Source organism: Burkholderia sp. AU39826 (genome assembly GCF_020419965.1).
Classification (GTDB): Bacteria; Pseudomonadota; Gammaproteobacteria; order Burkholderiales; family Burkholderiaceae; genus Burkholderia; species Burkholderia semiarida.
On the sequence record NZ_JAIZQG010000002.1, the window covers coordinates 799,427 to 819,291 of the forward strand.

General features: G+C 68.6%; 18 protein-coding genes. 5 read left to right on the top strand and 13 right to left on the bottom strand.

From position 1 onward, the window contains the following. From LGM42_RS08510 to LGM42_RS08525, 4 genes are all read right to left on the bottom strand, one after another. Nucleotides 1-633: an L-threonylcarbamoyladenylate synthase gene (locus tag LGM42_RS08510; RefSeq protein ID WP_059583357.1), complete on the bottom strand. Its 633-nt coding sequence runs from the start codon at nucleotides 631-633 to the stop codon at nucleotides 1-3. A 72-nt stretch (nucleotides 634-705) separates the two neighbouring features. Beyond that, a complete protein-coding gene (locus LGM42_RS08515; protein WP_060310162.1) occupies nucleotides 706-1,536 on the bottom strand; it encodes a 3',5'-nucleoside bisphosphate phosphatase in 831 nt (276 codons plus the stop codon). An 82-nt stretch (nucleotides 1,537-1,618) separates the two neighbouring features. After that, on the bottom strand, nucleotides 1,619-2,509 hold the full coding sequence (locus LGM42_RS08520; protein WP_059583355.1) for an alpha/beta fold hydrolase: 891 nt from the start codon (nucleotides 2,507-2,509) through the stop codon (nucleotides 1,619-1,621). Between the two features lie 177 nt (nucleotides 2,510-2,686). After that, nucleotides 2,687-3,544: a ferritin-like domain-containing protein gene (locus LGM42_RS08525; protein WP_226231984.1), complete on the bottom strand. Its 858-nt coding sequence runs from the start codon at nucleotides 3,542-3,544 to the stop codon at nucleotides 2,687-2,689. Between the two features lie 145 nt (nucleotides 3,545-3,689). Between LGM42_RS08525 and LGM42_RS08530 the strand changes: the two genes are divergently transcribed. The 3 genes from LGM42_RS08530 to LGM42_RS08540 all read left to right on the top strand — a co-directional run bounded on the left by LGM42_RS08530 (nucleotide 3,690) and on the right by LGM42_RS08540 (nucleotide 5,704). Then, on the top strand, nucleotides 3,690-4,214 hold the full coding sequence (locus LGM42_RS08530) for a gamma carbonic anhydrase family protein (protein WP_226231985.1): 525 nt from the start codon (nucleotides 3,690-3,692) through the stop codon (nucleotides 4,212-4,214). Nucleotides 4,215-4,239: 25 nt separating this feature from the next. Next, nucleotides 4,240-5,190 (top strand): Hsp33 family molecular chaperone HslO, encoded by a 951-nt coding sequence (hslO, locus tag LGM42_RS08535; RefSeq protein ID WP_226225024.1) that lies wholly within the window; start codon nucleotides 4,240-4,242, stop codon nucleotides 5,188-5,190. Between the two features lie 148 nt (nucleotides 5,191-5,338). After that, complete coding sequence (locus LGM42_RS08540; RefSeq protein WP_226231986.1) at nucleotides 5,339-5,704, top strand: hypothetical protein; 366 nt, start codon at nucleotides 5,339-5,341, stop codon at nucleotides 5,702-5,704. Nucleotides 5,705-5,793: 89 nt separating this feature from the next. Here LGM42_RS08540 and ftsB read toward each other — a convergent pair whose 3' ends face one another. The 9 genes from ftsB to LGM42_RS08585 all read right to left on the bottom strand — a co-directional run bounded on the left by ftsB (nucleotide 5,794) and on the right by LGM42_RS08585 (nucleotide 16,837). Next, entirely contained in the window at nucleotides 5,794-6,219 is a 426-nt protein-coding gene (ftsB, locus tag LGM42_RS08545) for a cell division protein FtsB (protein ID WP_059583348.1), read from the bottom strand. Between the two features lie 81 nt (nucleotides 6,220-6,300). Beyond that, nucleotides 6,301-7,584 carry a phosphopyruvate hydratase gene (gene eno, locus LGM42_RS08550; protein WP_006478406.1) on the bottom strand — a complete coding sequence of 428 codons (1,284 nt, stop codon included), beginning with the start codon at nucleotides 7,582-7,584 and terminating at the stop codon, nucleotides 6,301-6,303. 106 nt (nucleotides 7,585-7,690) lie between these two features. Then, complete coding sequence (kdsA, locus tag LGM42_RS08555; protein ID WP_226231987.1) at nucleotides 7,691-8,545, bottom strand: 3-deoxy-8-phosphooctulonate synthase; 855 nt, start codon at nucleotides 8,543-8,545, stop codon at nucleotides 7,691-7,693. Then, nucleotides 8,542-10,200 carry a CTP synthase gene (locus LGM42_RS08560; protein WP_034207739.1) on the bottom strand — a complete coding sequence of 553 codons (1,659 nt, stop codon included), beginning with the start codon at nucleotides 10,198-10,200 and terminating at the stop codon, nucleotides 8,542-8,544. Before LGM42_RS08560 ends, kdsA begins: the two co-directional genes overlap by 4 nt. A gap of 189 nt (nucleotides 10,201-10,389) precedes the next feature. Continuing rightward, the gene (locus tag LGM42_RS08565; protein ID WP_099316556.1) at nucleotides 10,390-11,247 is read right to left on the bottom strand and encodes an alpha/beta fold hydrolase; all 858 of its coding nucleotides are present in this window, start codon (nucleotides 11,245-11,247) and stop codon (nucleotides 10,390-10,392) included. A gap of 163 nt (nucleotides 11,248-11,410) precedes the next feature. Further along, nucleotides 11,411-13,918, bottom strand: a complete 2,508-nt coding sequence (locus LGM42_RS08570; protein WP_226231988.1) for a DNA internalization-related competence protein ComEC/Rec2 — start codon at nucleotides 13,916-13,918, stop codon at nucleotides 11,411-11,413. A 57-nt stretch (nucleotides 13,919-13,975) separates the two neighbouring features. Beyond that, entirely contained in the window at nucleotides 13,976-14,764 is a 789-nt protein-coding gene (locus LGM42_RS08575) for a TatD family hydrolase (protein ID WP_226231989.1), read from the bottom strand. Nucleotides 14,765-14,829: 65 nt separating this feature from the next. Then, nucleotides 14,830-15,525 carry a lipoprotein-releasing ABC transporter ATP-binding protein LolD gene (gene lolD, locus LGM42_RS08580; protein WP_059583336.1) on the bottom strand — a complete coding sequence of 232 codons (696 nt, stop codon included), beginning with the start codon at nucleotides 15,523-15,525 and terminating at the stop codon, nucleotides 14,830-14,832. Nucleotides 15,526-15,583: 58 nt separating this feature from the next. Beyond that, nucleotides 15,584-16,837, bottom strand: a complete 1,254-nt coding sequence (locus LGM42_RS08585; protein WP_226231990.1) for a lipoprotein-releasing ABC transporter permease subunit — start codon at nucleotides 16,835-16,837, stop codon at nucleotides 15,584-15,586. A 159-nt stretch (nucleotides 16,838-16,996) separates the two neighbouring features. On the opposite strand from LGM42_RS08585, the gene LGM42_RS08590 reads away from it, so the two are divergent. Together LGM42_RS08590 and recJ are read left to right on the top strand one after the other, a co-directional pair. Further along, nucleotides 16,997-18,073: a regulator gene (locus tag LGM42_RS08590; RefSeq protein ID WP_226231991.1), complete on the top strand. Its 1,077-nt coding sequence runs from the start codon at nucleotides 16,997-16,999 to the stop codon at nucleotides 18,071-18,073. 13 nt (nucleotides 18,074-18,086) lie between these two features. After that, nucleotides 18,087-19,784: a single-stranded-DNA-specific exonuclease RecJ gene (gene recJ, locus LGM42_RS08595; protein ID WP_226231992.1), complete on the top strand. Its 1,698-nt coding sequence runs from the start codon at nucleotides 18,087-18,089 to the stop codon at nucleotides 19,782-19,784. Nucleotides 19,785-19,865: the final 81 nt, after the last annotated feature.

Sequence of the window (19,865 nt, forward strand, 5' to 3'; positions counted from 1 at the left end):
TCATGCGGCCGAGAGCCCGAAGGGTTCGAGGGAGCCGCGCCCCGCGCGGATGAGTTCGGGCGCATCGCCGGTCAGGTCGATCACCGTCGACGGCTCGCGCGGGCACGCGCCGCCGTCGATCACGAGGTCGACCTGTTTCTCGAGCCGCGTGCGGATTTCCTCGGGATCGTTCAGCGGTTCGTCGTCCGGCGGCAGGATCAGCGTCGTGCCGAGCAGCGGCTGGCCGAGCGACTCCAGCAGCGCGAGCGTGATCGCGTGATCGGGCACGCGCAGCCCGATCGTCTTGCGCGACGGGTGCGACAGCCGGCGCGGCACTTCCTTCGTCGCCTGCAGGATGAACACGTACGGGCCCGGCGTCACCGACTTGATCTGCCGGTACTGGCGGTTGTCGACCATCGCGAAATTGGCGAGCTCCGACAGGTCGCGCACGAGCAGCGACAGATGCTGCTTTTCGTCGAGGCCGCGAATCCGGCGCACGCGTTCGACCGCGTCCTTGTCGTCGAGATGGCACGCGAGCGCATAGCTCGAATCGGTCGGCATCGCGATCACGCCGCCCTTGCTGACGATCTCCACCGCCTGCTTGATCAGGCGCGGCTGCGGATTATCCGGATGAATCCTGAAGAACTGGGACATGGGGACACGTAAAGAGGGAGAAGTCGGATGCGCGCAGCGGCGGCGACACGGGCGGCCCGAAGCCGCCCGGCGTCAGAGCCAGCGCTCCCAGACCGGCGTCAGGTCGGGCGGCAGCGGCGGCAGGCTGCCGAGCTCGATGCGGCCCTCGCCCGGCGCATGGAAATCCGAGCCGCGCGATACTTCGAAGCCGAAGCGGCGCGCGACGTCCGCGTATTCGCGGTACTGGTCGGGCGTGTGGCTGCCCGTAATGACCTCGATCGCGCGGCCGCCGAGATCGATGAACTCGCCGAAGAACGCGTCGAATTCGACCGGCGTATAGCGATAGCGGCCCGGATGCGCGACCACCGCTTCGCCGCCTGCCGCGCGGATCCAGCCGACCGCGTCGGACAGCGACGCCCAGCGATGCGCGACGAAGCCGGGCTTGCCGTCGCCGAGCAGGCGGTCGAACACGTCGGACGTCGACTCGGCATGGCCGTTCTCGACGAGAAAGCGGGCGAAGTGCGTGCGCGAGATCAGGTCGGGATTGGACACGTATTTCAGCGCGCCTTCGTAGGCGCCGGGAATGCCGAGCGTCGCGAGCTGCTCCGCGATCGCCAGCGCGCGCGCCGCGCGGCCGTGGCGCGTGCGGTACAGGCCGTCGACCAGCGCCGGATGGGCGGGATCGATGTTCAGCCCGACGATGTGCACGGTGCGCGACGCCCACGTGACCGAAATCTCGACGCCGCTCAGGTAGCGCATGCCGAGCGCTTCCGCCTCGCTGCGCGCCGCCGCCTGGCCGCCGATCTCGTCGTGGTCGGTCAGCGCCCACAGGGTCACGCCGCCCGCATGCGCGCGGCGCGCGACGTCGGCAGGCGACAGCAACCCGTCGGAAACATTGGAATGGCAGTGGAGATCGGCGTTCATTATCAGCATCGCAGGTAAGGCCTCATTCTACTGCAACGCCGCAATTGCGCCGCCCGCGTGCCCTGCCGCCGGCGCCACGGGCCTACGCGCAGAACGCCTCGATCAGCGCCGCGATCTGCTCGGGCTGGTCGTGATGCACCATGTGGCCGGCATCCTCGACGAGCTTCTCGCGCCAGTCGGGGAATGCATTGAAGCGCGCCTTGAATTCGGGCAGCGGGATGTCGCCGGCAAGGTGCGCAAGCGTCGGCGAATTGACGGCCTCGACGTGCAGCACCTTCGCACGCACCTGCTTCCAGATCGCCATGACTTCGTCGAGCCGGTACAGCAGCGGGCCCGGCATCTTGTGCGCCGGGTCCGCCAGCAGATGGTAGAGGCCGTCGTCGCCGCGTTTCGACCAGTGGGCGGCCAGAAACGCGGCGCGGCGCGGGTCGAGCCGCGGATTGGTCTTGATCAGGCGCGCCGCCACGTCGTCGAGCGATGCGTACGGCCGCAGCGCGGGCGGCTCGCGCAGTTCGTCGAGCCAGCCGCGCAGCCGGCGCGGCGCCTGGTCGGCTCGCGCCGGCGCGAGCCCGAAACCTTCGAGGTCGACGACGCGCCGCACGCGTTCCGGCCGCGCGCCGGCATACAGGCACACGACGTTCGCGCCCATGCTGTGTCCGACCAGGTTGATCTCGCCGGTCGGTGCGTAGCGGTCGACGAGCGCATCGAGGTCGCCCAGGTATTCGTGGAACCAGTAGTGACCGCCGCCCTGTCGCGCGACCGGCCAGTCGGACAGCCCGAAGCCGCGCGCGTCCGGCGCGATCACCTGCCAGTCGCCGGCGAGCGCATCGACGACGAACTGGAACGACGCCGCGACGTCCATCCAGCCGTGCAGCATGAACAGCGTCGGTGCGTCGGGCCGGCCCCAGCGCCGCACATGCAGCCGGACGCCGCGCACCGTGACGAAATCGGAAACAGAACTCGAGGCACTCATCGCAGCCGCCAAAAAAAGAATGGTCGTTCGATTATAGCGGCGACGCTCCGGTTCCGGCGGCCGGCAATCGAGGTGCCGCTCTAGCGGCGAGGCCGTTCGAGGGCCGGGCGGCAGACACCATCGGCGAGACGCGCGAGCCGGCCCACGACCACCCGGACGCGGCCGAACGCGATCCGGCTAATGCGCGGTGCGCCCGTCCGCCGCGTCCTGCGCGGCCAGTTCGTCGAGTTCGGCCTGCTCGAAGCCGGCATCGCGCCGCGCATCGAAATTGAACGGACCACGCAGCCGCGGCGCGTGGTACTGCTCGGCGAGCTGCCGATAGGTCGGCACGGGGTCACGGCCGGCTGCGTCGCACAGATGGCGGAACCAGCGGTTGCCGATCGCGACATGGCCGATTTCGTCGCGCAGGATCACGTCGAGGATCGCGGCCGACGCATCGTCGCCCGCCTGCACGAGCCGCGCGCGGATCGGCGGCGACGCGTCGAGCCCGCGGGCCTCGAGCGTGCGCGGCACGAGCGCCATGCGCGCCAGCACGTCGCCCTTGGTCCGCTCGCACATCTCCCACAGCCCGTTGTGCGCGGGAAAATCGCCGTATGCATGCCCGAATGCCGCGAGACGATCGGACAGCAGCGTGAAGTGATAGGCCTCCTCGGCCGCGACCTTCAGCCAGTCCGCGTAGAACCCGTCGGGCATGCCCGCGAAGCGCCAGACCGCGTCGAGCGCCAGGTTGATCGCATTGAATTCGATATGGGTGAGCGCGTGCAGCAGCACGGCGCGCCCTTCGGGCGATCGCATGCTGCGCCGCTGCAACTCGCGCGGCTCGACGAGCGGCGGCCGCGCCGGACGCCCGGGCAGATCGGCCGGTTCGCGCAGTTGAAGCAACGGCACGATCGCGGCCTGCCCGGCCCGCAGCGCATCGTGCAGCGCGCGTACCTGCGCGGCTTTCGCCGCCGGCTCGGCAGCTCGCAGCGCATCCAGCGCCACGCTGCGCACACAGGCGGGCGCCGTGCCGAAAGAAGAAGACGCGATGCTCATAAACAGGGACACCTTGCGTACGCGGCGTGGGAGCACAGGCACGCGACGGTTTACAATATGCGTTTGTTCCGCGGCGCCAGGCGCCGGGCAAACCGGACGCGCCATTCTACCGGCGCCGGTCATCGAAGATCACCAAGGAGACTCCGTGACGATCTACAAGCTGGGCGATACGACCCCGACGATCCACGAAAGCGTATTCGTCGCCGATACGGCGGCCATCATCGGCAAGGTCGTGCTCGAGGAAAACGCGAGCGTATGGTTCGGCGCGACGATTCGCGGCGACAACGAGACGATTGCGGTCGGCGCCGGCAGCAACGTCCAGGAAGGCGCCGTTTTGCATACCGACCCGGGCTTTCCGCTGACGATTGCCGAGAACGTGACGATCGGGCACCAGGCGATGCTCCACGGCTGCACGATCGGCGAAGGTTCGCTGATCGGGATTCAGGCGGTGGTCTTGAATGGCGCGGTCATCGGCCGCAACTGTCTGGTTGGTGCCGGCGCGGTCGTGACGGAAGGCAAGACGTTCCCGGACAACTCGCTGATCCTCGGCGCACCGGCGAAAGTCGTGCGCGAGCTGTCGGCAGAAGACATCGCGCGGCTGCGCGCAAACGCGAAGACGTATGTCGAGCGGCGCGCGCATTTCAAGGAGCAACTCGTGCGGATCGGGTGATTCGCACGGATTTCAAGGAAGAAGAGTGAGCGACCAGTTACAGAAATTCATGTTCAATGCGGCGCCCGTGCGCGGCGAGATCGTTTCGCTGCGCAACACGTGGCAGGAGGTGCTCGCCCGCCGCGACTACCCTGCTCCCGTGCGCACGGTGCTCGGCGAGATGATGGCCGCGTGCGCGCTGCTGTCCGCGAACCTGAAATTTCACGGCACCCTGATCATGCAGATCTTCGGCGACGGGCCGGTCCAGATGCTGGTCGTCCAGTGCGGGTCCGATCTGTCGATGCGTGCGACCGCGAAGTTCTCGGGTGACGCCGCGCAGACGATCGGCGACGACACGCGCTTCGCGTCGCTCGTCAACGCGAGCGGCCACGGCCGCTGCGTGATCACGCTCGACCCGGCCGACAAGCTGCCGGGTCAGCAGCCGTATCAGGGCATCGTGCCGCTGAACGGCGTCGACGGCCCGCTCGAATCGGTGTCGCAGGTGCTCGAGCAGTACATGCGCCACTCGGAACAGCTCGACACGCGGCTGTGGCTCGCCGCCGACCGCGACCGCGCGGTCGGCATGCTGCTGCAGAAGCTGCCGGGCGACGGCGGCATCGTGCCGCGCAACGCCGAAACCGATATCGACACGTGGGAACGCGTGTGCACGCTCGGCGGCACGCTGTCCGCGAAGGAACTGCTCGAGGTCGAACCGGAAGTGGTGTTCCGGCGGCTGTTCTGGCAGGAAAACGTCCAGCACTTCGAACCGGCCAGCACGCGCTTCCAGTGCTCGTGTTCGCGCGAGAAGGTCGGTGCGATGCTGCGCATGCTCGGTCGTGAAGAAGTCGACAGCGTGATCGTCGAGCGCGGCCACGTCGAGATCCACTGCGAGTTCTGCAACCAGCGCTATGAATTCGATCCGGTCGACGTCGCGCAACTGTTCGCGGCGCCCGGTGTCGAAACCGGTATCGCGCCCGCGACCGACCAGCGTCACTGAGCCGCGCGTGGGCCGAGCGCCCGTGCCCGCCACCGGCGTGGCACGGGCGCATAATGACGCACGAGCGCCGCATGCGCGGCTCAGGCGCCGGAGGTTCGGCCTTCGGCACGAGCCGCTTTCCACGGTCGGCGCACCGCAGGAGAAACACATGAATCGCCGCCCCTTTTGCGCCATCCGCACCATCGTCCTGACGAGCATGACCGCCGGCACGCTCGCGCTTGCCGGCTGCGCGATGCCGCCGCCGACTTCCACGATCCTGAGCCGCCTGCCCGAACCGGGCGCGTCGGGTGGTCAGCCGCCCGTGCTGTCGAGCGCCGAACGCAAGCGCTACGACGAGATCGATCAGCAAGTCCTGCGCGAGCAGAACAGCGCGATGGCGGCGGAAGCGGCCGCGCGCGCGTGGGCTTATTACTCGCCGCCGCCCGTGACGGTCTACGGCGGATATTACGGCGGCGGATGGGGCAATCGCTGGGGCTCGGGCATCGGCTACGGCTACCCGGGCTGGTGGTGGTGAGCAGGCATCGCCCGATCGATTGACGACTGGTAGGAAATAAAAAAGCGCGGTATTTCCCGCGCTTTTTCAATGGGTTCGAGGTATCGCGCTCAGTGATGCGCGGCCTTGCCCTTGTCGCCGCCATGATGCCGCGACGGCTTCGCGATCGACTGCGGATTCGGCACCACCCGCACGGGCGCCGCCGAGACGGTACCGCGCGTCGACGTATTCGCCGGCGTGTTGTTCGTCGGCCCCGCAGGCGCGTTCGGCGATACGAACTGCACGAATACTTCGCCGTCCTTGACCATGCCCATCTCGTAGCGCGCACGCTCCTCGATCGCCGCGGTGCCGCTCTGCAGATCCTGCACTTCGCCGGCGGTGCGCTCGTTGCGCAGCTTCTCGTCCGCGTTCTTCCGGAGCTGGTCGTCAAGCTGCTGACGCAATTCATGCACCCGCAGCCAGCCGCCGTGTCCCCACCATAGGGGGTACTGAATGAGCGCCAGCAAGGCAATCAGGACGACAGTGACAAGCCGCATGTAAGAGACGCAGATATAAGAAGCGCCGCTCCGCGCACAGGCACAGAGCGGCGTCGAGATGACGAACCCGATAGTAGCGCGTTAGCGCAGGTTATAGAAAGCCGATTTACCCGGGTAGCTCGCGATGTCGCCGAGGTCTTCCTCGATGCGCAGCAGCTGGTTGTACTTCGAGATACGGTCGCTGCGCGACAGCGAACCCGTCTTGATCTGGCCGGCATTCAGGCCGACCGCGATGTCCGCGATCGTCGAATCTTCGGTTTCGCCCGAGCGATGCGAGATCACGGCCGTGTAGCCCGCGCGCTTCGCCATTTCGATCGCCGCAAACGTTTCGGTCAGCGTACCAATCTGGTTGATCTTGATCAGGATCGAGTTCGCGATGCCCTTCTCGATGCCTTCCTTCAGGATGCGCGTGTTCGTGACGAAGAGATCGTCGCCAACGAGCTGCACCTTCTTGCCGAGGCGGTCGGTCAGCAGCTTCCAGCCGTCCCAGTCGCTTTCGTGCATGCCGTCCTCGATCGACACGATCGGGAACTTGTCGGCGAGCGTCGCGAGGTAGTCGGTGAATTCGGCCGACGACAGTTGCAGGCCTTCGCCCGCGAGCTGGTACTTGCCGTCGTGGTAGAACTCGGATGCCGCGCAGTCGAGCGCGAGCAGCACGTCTTCGCCCGCGCGGTAGCCGGCCTTCTCGATCGCCTGCAGGATCGTCGACAGGCACTCGTCGTTGCTGCCGAAGTTCGGCGCGAAACCGCCTTCGTCGCCGACCGCCGTGCTCATGCCGCGGTCGCTGAGGATCTTCTTCAGCGCGTGGAACACTTCGGCGCCGCAACGCAGCGCTTCACGGAACGTCGGCTGGCTGACCGGGACGATCATGAATTCCTGGATGTCCAGGCTGTTGTTCGCGTGCGCGCCGCCGTTGACGATGTTCATCATCGGCACCGGCAGTTGCATCGCGCCCGAGCCGCCGAAGTAGCGGTACAGCGGCAGGCCGGCCTCTTCGGCGGCGGCCTTCGCGACGGCCATCGACACGGCCAGCATCGCGTTCGCGCCGAGGCGCGACTTGTTGTCGGTGCCGTCCAGCTCGAGCAGCGTCTTGTCGAGGAACGCCTGTTCCGACGCGTCGAGGCCCATGATGGCTTCGGAGATTTCGGTGTTGATGTGCTCGACCGCCTTCAGCACGCCCTTGCCGTTGTAGCGGCCGGCTTCGCCGTCGCGCAGCTCGATCGCTTCACGCGAGCCGGTGGACGCGCCCGACGGCACCGCCGCGCGGCCCATCGTGCCCGATTCGAGCAGCACGTCGCATTCGACGGTGGGGTTGCCGCGCGAATCCAGAATCTCGCGGCCGATGATATCTACGATTGCACTCATGGGTTTCCTCTGAGAATGACGATGGATTCTTCAAACTGCGACGGCGTGCGTGCCGGAACCGCTTTCGCTACAGACGCGCGAAGCCGTCGCAAGGTTCATTCGATCTTTAATTGAAATCGTTTTCCAGGAACGGATTGCGCTTCACCGCCTGGTCGAGCGTGACGAGGGTCTCCAGCAGCGCGCTCATCCGGTTCAGCGGCACCGCGTTCGGGCCGTCCGATTTCGCCTCGGCCGGATTCGGGTGCGTTTCCATGAAGAGGCCCGCGACACCCGTCGCGACCGCCGCACGGGCGAGCACCGGCACGAATTCGCGCTGGCCGCCCGAGCTCGTGCCCTGCCCGCCCGGCAGCTGCACCGAGTGGGTCGCATCGAACACGACCGGCGCGTTCGTCTCGCGCATGATCGCGAGCGAACGCATGTCCGACACGAGGTTGTTGTAGCCGAACGAGACGCCGCGCTCGCACGCCATGAAGCGATCTTCAGACAGCCCGGCTTCACGCGCCGCGTCGCGCGCCTTGTCGATCACGTTCTTCATGTCGTGCGGCGCGAGGAACTGGCCCTTCTTGATGTTCACGGGCTTGCCCGAGCGCGCGCACGCATGGATGAAATCGGTCTGGCGGCACAGGAACGCCGGCGTCTGCAGCACGTCGACGACCGACGCGACCTGCTCGATCTCGTCGATCGAATGCACGTCGGTCAGCACCGGCAGGCCGAGCTGGCGCTTCACCTCGCCGAGGATCCGCAGCCCCTCGTCCATTCCGAGGCCGCGAAACGACTTGCCCGAGCTGCGGTTCGCCTTGTCGTAGGACGACTTGTAGATGAACGGAACGTTCAGCTTCTCGCAGATTTCCTTCAGGCGGCCGGCCGTGTCGATCGTCATTTGCTCCGATTCGACGACGCAGGTACCCGCGATCAGGAAGAACGGTTGAGCGAGACCGACCTCGAAATCGCACAGCTTCATGCTTGCACTCCGCGCGCTTGCTTGTTGGCGAGCGCGGCTTCGACGAACGACTTGAACAGCGGATGACCGTCACGCGGCGTGGACGTGAATTCCGGGTGGAACTGGACGCCGACGAACCACGGGTGCATCGAACGCGGCAGCTCCATCATCTCCGGCAGATCCTCGCTCGGGGTACGGGCGCTGATGATAAGGCCGCCGGCTTCGAGCTGGGGCACGAAGCGGTTATTGACTTCATAACGGTGGCGATGGCGCTCGTTCACGTCCTTGCCGTAGATTTCCTCGGCCATCGTGCCCGGCTTGATCGGGCAGCGCTGCGAACCCAGACGCATCGTGCCGCCGAGGTCGGATTCCTCGGTGCGCGTCTCGACCTTGCCTTCGCGGTCGTACCATTCGGTGATTAGCGCGACCACGCGCTCCGGCGTGTCCGGATCGAATTCCGTGCTGTTCGCCTGCTTCAGGCCGACGACGTCGCGCGCGAATTCGATCACCGCGAGCTGCATGCCGAGACAGATGCCGAGATACGGCACCTTCGACTCGCGCGCGTAGCGAACCGCGGCGATCTTGCCTTCCGTGCCGCGACGGCCGAAACCGCCCGGCACCAGCACGGCGTCGAGATGCTTGAGGCTGTCGACGCCGTTCGTCTCGAGCTCTTCCGAGTCGATGTATTCGATGTTGACCTTGGTCGACGTGTGGATCGACGCATGGCGCAGCGCCTCGATCAGCGACTTGTACGACTCGGTCAGGTCGACGTACTTGCCGACCATGCCGATCGTCACTTCGTGCTGCGGGTTCTCGAGCTTTTCGACGAGCGTCGACCACATGCTCAGGTCGGCGTCCTTCGGCGACAGCTTCAGCTCCTCGCAGATGATCCGGTCGAGGCCCTGGTCGTGCAGCATCTGCGGAATCTTGTAGATGCTGTCGGCGTCCCACACCGAGATCACGGCGTCTTCCGGCACGTTCGAGAACATCGAGATCTTCTTCGATTCGTCGTCGGGAATGCGACGGTCCGCACGGCACAGCAGCACGTGCGGCAGGATGCCGATCTCGCGCAGCTTCTGCACGCTGTGCTGGGTCGGCTTCGTCTTCAGCTCGCCGGCCGTCGCGACGTACGGCACGAGCGTCAGGTGCACGAAGCATGCGCTGTTGCGGCCGAGGCGCAGGCTCATCTGGCGCGCGGCCTCGAGGAACGGCAGCGACTCGATGTCGCCGACCGTGCCGCCGATCTCGACGATCGCGACGTCCGGCTCGCCGCAGGTGGCCGATGCCGCCCCGCGCTCGATGAACGCCTGGATTTCGTTCGTGATGTGCGGAATGACCTGCACGGTCTTGCCGAGATAGTCGCCGCGGCGCTCCTTGCGGATCACCGATTCGTAGATCTGGCCGGTCGTGAAGTTGTTGGCCTTGCGCATCTTCGTGCTGATGAAGCGCTCATAGTGGCCGAGGTCGAGGTCGGTCTCCGCTCCGTCTTCCGTCACGAACACTTCGCCGTGCTGGAACGGGCTCATCGTGCCGGGGTCGACGTTGATGTAGGGATCGAGCTTGAGGAGGGTGACTTTCAGACCGCGCGATTCGAGGATCGCGGCGAGAGAGGCGGCGGCAATACCCTTGCCGAGGGAAGAAACTACGCCGCCGGTGACGAAAACATATTTGGTCATCGCTGGATGCTCGCGGGAAAAACGGATTATACCGTAAAGCCCGCCCTTTTCTCAGCAATTGACGCGATGATCGCGCCCTTTCGTACCGCCCCGCGCGGCGGTGCGCGGCGGTGCGCGCCGGCGCGAACCGGCCGGCCGGTCGGCGCCACGCGCATGCGCCGGCGGGCGCTCGGCGCACGGGACGAAACGTCAGGCGCGCCTCGCGAGCGGCGCGCCGGCCTGCGAAATGCCGCCCGAAATGCCGCCCTCTTCCGCCTTCAGCGAATTCAGCATCCGCTGCAATGCGCGGGCGGTCTCGATCGGCCGCTCCATCGGGAACAGATGACTGCCTTCCAGCCATTCGATGCGCCCGCGCGTCGCACGGCGCGTCGCATCGAGCCCGACCTGCCGCACCTCGCGCGAGCGCGTGCCGGCGAGGAAGCCGAGCGGCACCGGCGCGCCGTGTGCGAGCCGCGGGCCGAGCGTGTGCGGCAGCGTCCGGTAGATCAGGTATTCGACCTGCCGGTCGAACGCGAGCGCGCGTGCGCCGTCGGGGCCGGCCTGCGGGATGCCGTAGTCGATATAGTCAGCGAGCATCCGTTCGTCCCAGCGCGCGAACGCGGGCTTCTCGCGGAAGTGCCGCCAGACTTCGTCGCGGCTCATCCAGCGCGTGCGCCGGTTGCGCGTCGCCGCGGCCGGCGACAGCCGCTCGTCGAGCCCCGCCCACTGGCTCGCGCGCAACGCGCCGGCACGCCAGCCCGCGATGATCGGCGAATCGATCATCACGACGCCGCGCACCCACTGCGGCTTCTTCAGCGCGGCCATCAGCGACAGGTAGCCGCCGAGCGAATGGCCGACGAGCCAGACCGGGCGCTCGTAGCGGCTGCCGATATCGTCGAGCAGTTGTTCGACGAGATGCGGCCAGTCGCGCGTCACCGGGTAGCGGCGGTCGTGGCCGATCCGTTCGATGTAGCGCAGCTCGTAGTCGTCGGCGAGTTCGGCGAAGATCGTCCGGTACGTCGACGCCGGGAAGCCGTTCGCGTGCGAGAAGTGGAGGATGTCCTTCAAATGCCGGTGTCTCCTTTGTCAACGGGAGTTAGCGCTTTAGCGCTTACTCTCGTCCCATGCTTCGCGGTCGACGGGAGGGGGTGCGTCAGCGCTTGTGCCATTCCCATGCGTCATATTTCTGTCGGAACCGGGCTTCGGCACGGCACGCCGGCCGTCGCCACGCTTACCGGTCCATCCAGTACCGGCGCCGTTCGTCGCGATAGCGCGCGAATGCGAACCCGCCGCCGGCCGGCGCGACGTCGAACCGCACGGCGCCGTCGCGATCGGTGCGCGGCAGCGGAATCCCGCGCGCCTCGTAGCGGGCGAGCACGGTCCGGTGCGGATGCCCGAAACGATTGCGATAGCCTACAGGAAATACCGCGACGCGCGGCCCGACCGAATCGAGGAAAGGTTCGACCGACGACGTGCGGCTGCCGTGATGCGGAACGACCAGGATCTGCGCGGGCAGCGCATCGCGCGCATCGGCCACCAGCCGGCGCTCGGCGGCCGCCTCGATGTCGCCCGTCAGCAGGGCCGACGTGCCGCCCGCGTCGATGCGCAGCACGCACGATTGCCCGTTCGACGAACCCGTGCCCACCCCGTCCGGCGGCCACAGCATCGTAAAGACGACACCGTCCCAGGTCCAGCGCTGCCCGGCCGCGCACGGCAGCCGATCGGCCACGCCGACCGCCTGCGCCTCGCGCCACAGCCGGTGCCGCGGCGCGATGCCGGCCAGCAGCTGGCGCACGTCGGTCGCCGCATAGACGGCCGAAGCACCGCCTGCATGATCGGCATCCGCATGACTGAGCACGAGCGAATCAATCGCCGCGATGCCGCGCGCCCGCAACGCCGGCGCGACGATCCGCGTACCGGCATGCGTCGATTCCGCGCCGGGCCCCGCATCGAACAGCAAGGTCCGCCGCGCGGTTTCGACCAGCACCGCCGCGCCCTGCCCGACGTCGAGCACGGTCAGCCGGAAGCCGCCTGCCGGCGGCGCGTCGGGCGCCGGCGCGACAAGCGGCAGCCACGTGAGCGGCGCCGCCCAGCGCAACGGCCAGCCGCGCGGCATCAGCGCCCACGCGACGCCCACGCATGCCAGCGCCAGTACCGGCCACTCGGGCATGCGCAGCCAGAGCACGCCGGCCGGCCAGTCGGCCAGGTGCCCGAGCAGCGTCATCATCGGTGCGAGCGCCGTATGGGCGAGCATGAACGCACCGGCATCGAACGGCGCCGGCAACGCGATGCCGGCCAGCACGACGGGCGTGACGACCGAGCTGACCCACGGAATCGCGAACGCATTGCCGAACGGGCCCGACAGGGAAACCTGCGCGAACCAGGCGGCGGTGAGCGGCGCGAGACCGATCGTCACCGCGTACTGCACGCGCGTGGCCTCGGCGATGCGGCGCCGGCAGCGCGTCGCCCACCCGCGCAATCGCCTCCGCAAGCCGGCCGTGCGGCTTTCCGCGCCCGTTTCGTCGTTCTCGTCGATCCCGTCGTTCTCATCGAGTTCCCGCACCGCGCGCCAGCCGGCGACGGCCTGCAAGATCACGGCGACCGCGCCGAACGACAGCCAGAATCCGGCCGACAGCACGGCCCACGGATCGGCGAGCAGCACGCCGCCGAGCGCCGCGCACAGCACCGCGGAGGTCGGCACACTGCGGCCGGCCAGATACGCGACGCCGCCGCCCGCGATCATCCACCACGCGCGCTGTGCCGGCACGTTGAAGCCGGCGAGCGCGGCGTAGCCCGCAGCAGCGACCAGCGCGGCAAGCGCGGCCGCGTACGGCGCCGGCAACACGAGCGTCGCGGCCCGCGCGCGCCAGCGCAGGCGGCGCCACACCATCGACACGAGCCAGCCGGCGATCGCGCCGACCAGCCCGACATGGAGACCCGAAATCGCGACCAGATGGCTCGTGCCCGTATTGCGCAGGACGCGCCAGTCGTCGTCGCCGATGCCCGACTGGTCGCCGATCGCCAACGCGGCGACGATGCCGCGGTGCGCCGCATCGGTGCCGAGCACCTCGCCGATGCGTGCCCGCAGCGCGTCGCGCACCCGGTCGATCGATGCACGCCATCCCGCCGCGCGCGCATCGAGCAATACGGCCCGACGCGGCGCACTGACATAGCCGATCGCGCGAATGCCTGCCGCGAGCCACGCCGCCTCGCTGTCGCGCACGCCGGGATTGGCCTCGGCATGCGGACGCTTGAGACGCACGACGAAACGCCAGCGCTGGGCCGCCCGCAAATCGGGAAGCGCATCGCGTGTCGCGGGTGCGCCGTATGCGCGCCACGACAAGCGGATCAATGGCGGAAAACGGGCGAGCCCCGCATCGTTCGATTCGACCGCGAACAGCAGCCGCGCCCCCGTCTCGTCGACGACCGGCAATCCGCGGATCACACCCGTGACGACGATGTCGCGCCCTTCCCACTCCGGCGGGAGGCTGTCGCCGAGCCGCCACTCGGCCCGCGCGGCCGCATAGCCGAACCCCGCGACGCAGGCCGCGAACACACACAGCATCCAGCCGCATGCCACGACCGCACGCGTGCGCCGTCGACGCATGCACCACGCGCCCAGCGCCGCGCAGCCCGCGAGCACGGCTGCTCCGACCGTCCATGCGATCGCCCCCGGCAACGCCGCCTGCCGCTGCAGCACGACGACGCCGAGCGCGAACGCGATCCACCACACGCGCATTCCGCCTCCTCGTCGACCCGGCGCCAGCCCTGCCCGGGCGGCGCCTTCCGGCAACGATTATGCGGACGAAAGTGCGAGTCGCGGCAGCGCGGCGAGCGCGTTAGCCGAAGTGCATACGGCCAGTTCGCCAGTATCGAGCCCGCGCAATTCGGCGAGCACGCCGCCGATGCGCGGCACCTGGTCGGGTGTGTTGCGGGATTTGTATGCCCATTCGGGCGCGATGTCGGGCGCGTCGGTTTCGACGACGAGCACGTCGAGCGGCAACTCGGCGGCAAGCCGGCGGATCTGCCGCGCGCGCGTGAAGGTCACGTTGCCGCCGAAGCCGAGATGCAGGCCTTGCGCCAGATACCCTTCGGCCTGCTGGAAACTGCCGTTGAACGCATGCGCGATGCCGCGCCGCACGCCGAAACGGCGCAGCCCGGCCAGCACGCGGTCCTGCGACTTGCGCACGTGACACAGCACGGGCAAGTCGAATTCCCGCGCGAGCCTGAGCTGGCCCTGGTAGAAGAACTGTTGGCGCTCTTCATCGAGCCCCGGCACGAAATAGTCGAGCCCGATTTCGCCGATCGCGACGAAACGCGGATCGTCGAGACTCGCCTCGATCTCCATGCGCAGCCGGTCGAGATCCGCGTCGCGCGCCTGCGGCGTATACATCGGATGGATGCCGAGCGCGTACGCCGCGCCGGGCGTGCGCTGCGCGAGTTCGCGCACCGTCGTGAAATTGTCGCGCCCGATGCTCGGGATCACGATGCGCGACACGCCGGCCGCGCGCGCGGCGTGCGCAACCGCGTCGCGGTCGGCGTCGAATTCGGCGGCATCGAGATGGCAATGCGTGTCGATCCACATGGCAGCGGTCCTGCACCGTTGTATCGTGCCGGGGCGAACCCGGCACGGCCAATGGCGTGGCTTTTTTACACCGGCAGCGCCGGCTCCTCGTGCAACACGCCGTCGCGCAGCCGCATGATGCGGTCGCAGCGCGCGGCGAGATCGGGGTCGTGCGTGACGATCACGAAACTCGTTTCGAGCGTCTCGGACAGTTCGAGCATCAGGTTGAACACCGTGTCGGCCGTCGTGCCGTCGAGGTTGCCGGTCGGCTCGTCGGCGAGCACGCACGCGGGCTTCGTGACCAGCGCACGCGCGATCGCGACGCGCTGCCGTTCGCCGCCCGACAATTCGCCCGGCCGATGCTTCGCACGCGGGCCGAGACCGACGCGTTCGAGCATCGCCTGTGCCTGCCCGCGTGCGTCCTCGGTCGTCATCCGGCGGATGCGCAGCGGCATCGCGACGTTGTCGAGCGCCGTGAACTCGGGCAGCAGGTGATGGAACTGGTAGACGAAGCCGAGCGCGCGGTTGCGCAGTTCGTTGCGCTCGCGCTCGGCGAGCTGCGTAAACGGCTTGCCGAGCAATGACACTTCGCCGGCGCTCGGCTCGTCGAGCCCGCCCAGCACGTGCAGCAGCGTGCTCTTGCCGGAGCCCGACGCCCCGACGACCGCGAGCTTCTCGCCGCGCCGCACCGTCAGCTCGGTGTTGTTGAGCACCTGCACGTTGAAGCCGCCCTGCACGAACGCCTTCGTGATCCCGCGCGCCTGAAGCACGTATTCCTGCATACCTGCCGAATCCTGTCCGTTGTGTTGTTGTCGTGAATCCGCGAATGCGGCCGCGCGGTCATTCATAGCGGAGCGCCTCCGCCGGCTTCACCTTCGCGCCGCGCCAGCTTGGATAAAGCGTCGCGACGGCCGACAGCGCGAACGCGATCAGCCCGATCCGGATCACGTCGCTCGCGACGAGTTCGGACGGCAGCTCGCTGATGAAGTACACCGACGGCGGCAGGAACTGCACGCCGAACAGGTGCTCGATCATCGGAATCAGCCACGGGATGCTCCACGCGATCAGGCAGCCGAGCGCGACGCCGGACGCGGTGCCGACGAAACCGATCGTCACGCCCTGCACGACGAAGATCTTCATGATCGACCCCGGCTGCGCGCCGAGCGTGCGCAGGATCGCGATGTCGGCCTGCTTGTTGGTCACGGTCATCACGAGCGACGACACGAGGTTGAACGCGGCCACCGCGATGATCAGCGTGAGGATGATGAACATCATCCGCTTCTCGATCTGCACGGCCGAGAACCAGGTCTTGTTCTGCTGGGTCCAGTCGCGGATGTACAGGCTGCCCGACAGCGTATGCGACAGCTCGAGCGCGACCTGCGGCGCCTTCTGCATGTCGGTGAGCCGCAGCCGCACGCCGGTCGGCGCGCTCATCCGGAACAGCGCCTCGGCGTCGCGGATGTTGATCATCGCGAGCGTGCTGTCGTATTCGTAGTGGCCGGACTCGAACACGCCGACGACCGTGAACTGCTTCAGGCGCGGCATCATGCCGGCCGGCGTGATCGAGCCTTCGGGCGCGACCAGCGTGACCTTGTCGCCGACCGTCACGCCGAGGTTGCCGGCGAGCGCGTCGCCGAGCACGATGCCGAACTGGCCGGGCACGAGCGCGGCCAGCTGCCCCGCCTTCATGTCCTTGCCGATGTCCGACACCTGCGGCTCGAGCGCCGGCTCGACGCCACGCAGCATCACGCCGCTCACCGCGTCCTGGCGCGTGAGCAGCGCCTGCGCGTCGACATATGGCGCCGCGCCGATCACCGACGGATTGCGGCGCGCTTCCTGCGCGGTCAGTTGCCAGTCGGGCATCGAACCCGTCGGCGAGAACACCTCGACGTGCGCGAGCACCGACAGCATGCGGTCGCGCACCTCCTTCTGGAAGCCGTTCATCACCGACAGCACGACGATCAGCGCCGCGACGCCGAGCGCGATCCCGAGCATCGATACGAGCGCGATGAAGGAAATGAAGCCGTTGCCGGTCGTGCGTTTGCCGGCGCGCGTGTAGCGCCAGCCGATCTGCCATTCGTACGGAAGTTTCAAGCGAATCCTTTCTGCTGGTTACGGCGGACAGGTGCGCGGCGGCCGGACCGCCGCCGGGTCGTGGCCGGTAGCGGCCGGCCCCCCGGCACGGTCGAAAAACGGCCGCCGGACGCGAACGGGCCGTCAGCCGGCCCGATCACGCGCGCAGTTTGCCATACAATGCGCACCATCATGCACGACCGACGCCTCCATTTTCTCGTTCCGTTCGCGCTGCCGTCGGCGGCCGATGCGGCCTCGTCCCTGCACACGCTGGACAGCCCCGCGCTTCAAAAGTTGCTCGCCCGCGCAAGCCTCGTCGAGCGCGTGGCCGGCGAGGACTTCCAGCGCACGCTGCCGCACGAGCGCTGGCTGGCAAGCCGGTTCGGCGCCACGCAGGGCAACGCCGCGGACGAGGCGCCGCTCGCGCCCTACATGCTGCTGGCCGACGGCGGCGACCCCGGCACGCACGCGTGGGCATGCGTCGAGCCCGTGCACGTCGAAATCGCGCACGATCACCTGGTGCTCGTCGATCCGGCCGCCCTCGCGCTCGACGACGGCGACGCGGCCGCGCTGCTCGCGGTCGCGCGGCCGCTGATCGAGGAGCTCGGCGTGCGGCTCGAAGCGCCGAACCCGGCGCGCTGGTACCTGTCGAGCGACCAGCTCGCGCGCCTCGCCGGCGCCGCGCCACTGCGCGCCAGCGGCCGCAACATCGAGATCTGGCTGCCGCACGAGGCCCATACGGGCGAGCGCTCGCGGATGTGGATGAAACTGCAGAACGAAGTGCAGATGGCGTGGTTCCAGCATCCGGTCAACGAAGCCCGCGAGGCGCGCGGCCTGCCGGCCGTCAATTCGATCTGGTTCCATGCGCAGGGTACGCTGAAGCCGGTCGGCAAGCCGTTCGCGCGCGTGCTGTCCGCGTCGCCCGCCGCGCTCGGCCTCGCGCGCGCCGCGCAAACCGAAGCCGGCAGCCCGCCCGCGACGTTCGTCGCGCTGCCCGCCGCCGACGGCGCGACGCTCGTCGATCTGCCGGCGCTGACCACCCCGTTCATCGAGCAGGACTGGGCGCGGTGGCACGACGGCCTCGCCGCGCTCGAGCGCGACTGGTTCGCGCCGGCGCTCGCCGCGCTGCACAACGGCGAGCTGGCGAGCGTCGATTTCACGCTGTGCGGCGACACGAGCTCCGTGACGCTGCACGCGACGCGCGGCGACCTGCGCAAGTTCTGGCGCCGCCGCGCGCTCGCCTCCCTGTTCGAATGACCAGCCACCCCGTATGACCCGGATCGTTACCCGCCCCGTCGCGCCCGCCGACGCCGAAGTGCTCGCGCGCCACGGCCTGCACCCCGTCCTCGCGCGCCTGTACGCGTCGCGCGGCGTGCAGTCGCCCGCCGACATCGAGACCGCGCTCGCGCGCCTCGTCCCGCCCACCGAGCTGAAAGGCTGCGCCGATGCGGCGTCGCTGCTCGCCAACGCGATTGCCGACAAGCGGCGCCTGCTCGTCGTCGCCGACTACGACTGCGACGGCGCGACCGCCTGCGCGGTCGCGGTGCGCGGCCTGCGCATGTTCGGCGCGCAGATCGACTACCTGGTGCCGAACCGCTTCGAATACGGCTACGGCCTCACGCCGGAGATCGTCGAACTCGCGGCCGCGCGCAAGCCCGACCTGCTGATCACCGTCGACAACGGGATCGCGAGCGTCGCCGGCGTCGAAGCCGCGAACGCGCGCGGCATCGACGTGCTCGTGACCGACCACCACCTGCCCGGCGACGCGCTGCCCGCCGCGCGCGCGATCGTCAACCCGAACCAGCCCGGCTGCGCGTTCCCGAGCAAGCACCTCGCCGGCGTCGGCGTGATGTTCTACGTGCTGCTCGCGCTGCGCGCCGAGCTGCGCCGCCGCGGCGCGTTCGCGAGCAAGGAAGCCGAGCCGCGTCTCGACGGCCTGCTCGACCTCGTCGCGCTCGGCACCGTCGCCGACGTCGTGCGGCTCGACGGCAACAACCGCGTGCTCGTGGCGCAGGGCCTGCAGCGCATCCGCAACGGCCGCATGCAGCCAGGCGTCGCCGCGCTGTTCCGCGCCGCCGCGCGCGAAGCGCGCACCGCGTCGGGGTTCGATCTCGGCTTCGGCCTCGGTCCACGCCTGAACGCGGCCGGCCGGCTGTCCGACATGTCGCTCGGCATCGAGTGCCTGATCACCGACGACATCGGCCGCGCGTGGGATCTCGCGCAGCAGCTCGACGTGATGAACCGCGAACGCCGCGAGATCGAGGCCGGCATGCAGCAGCAGGCGCTCGCCGATCTCGCCGACGTCGATCCGGCCGACGCGTGCACGATCACGCTGTTCAATCCCGCGTGGCACCAGGGCGTGATCGGCATCGTCGCCGGCCGGCTCAAGGAGAAATTCCACCGTCCGTCGTTCACGTTCGCGCACGCCGACGACGAAGGCCGGCGCGTCAAGGGTTCCGGCCGGTCGATCGCGGGCTTCCACCTGCGCGACGCGCTCGATCTCGTGTCGAAGCGCGAGCCGGACCTGATCGTCGCGTTCGGCGGCCATGCGATGGCGGCCGGCCTCACGCTCGACACCGAAAACGTGCCGCGCTTCGCGGCCGCGTTCGAGGCCGTCGCGCGCGAATGGCTGTCCGACGACGCGCTGGCCCGCGTGATCGAGACCGACGGCGAGCTCGAGGATGCGTACTTCACGCCGCAGTTCGTCGGCCTGCTGGACGAAGCCGTGTGGGGGCAAGGGTTTCCGGCCCCGCTTTTCTCGGGCGAATTCGACGTCGTGTCGCAGTCGCTCGTGAAGGAAAAGCACCTGAAGCTGCAGCTCGCGCGCGGCCGCCAGCGCTTCAACGCGATCTGGTTCAACCACACCGAGCCGCTGCCGGCGCGCGCGCTGGTCGCGTACCGGCTCGTCGCCGATACGTGGAACGGCGTCACGCGCGTGCAGCTGATCGTCGAACACGCGGCCGGCTGAGCCGGCGACCGTCCCGCGACGCGCCGCCGCACGCTCGCGCGCCGCGTTGGACGGGCCCTCCACGCATGCGCGAGCACCGTT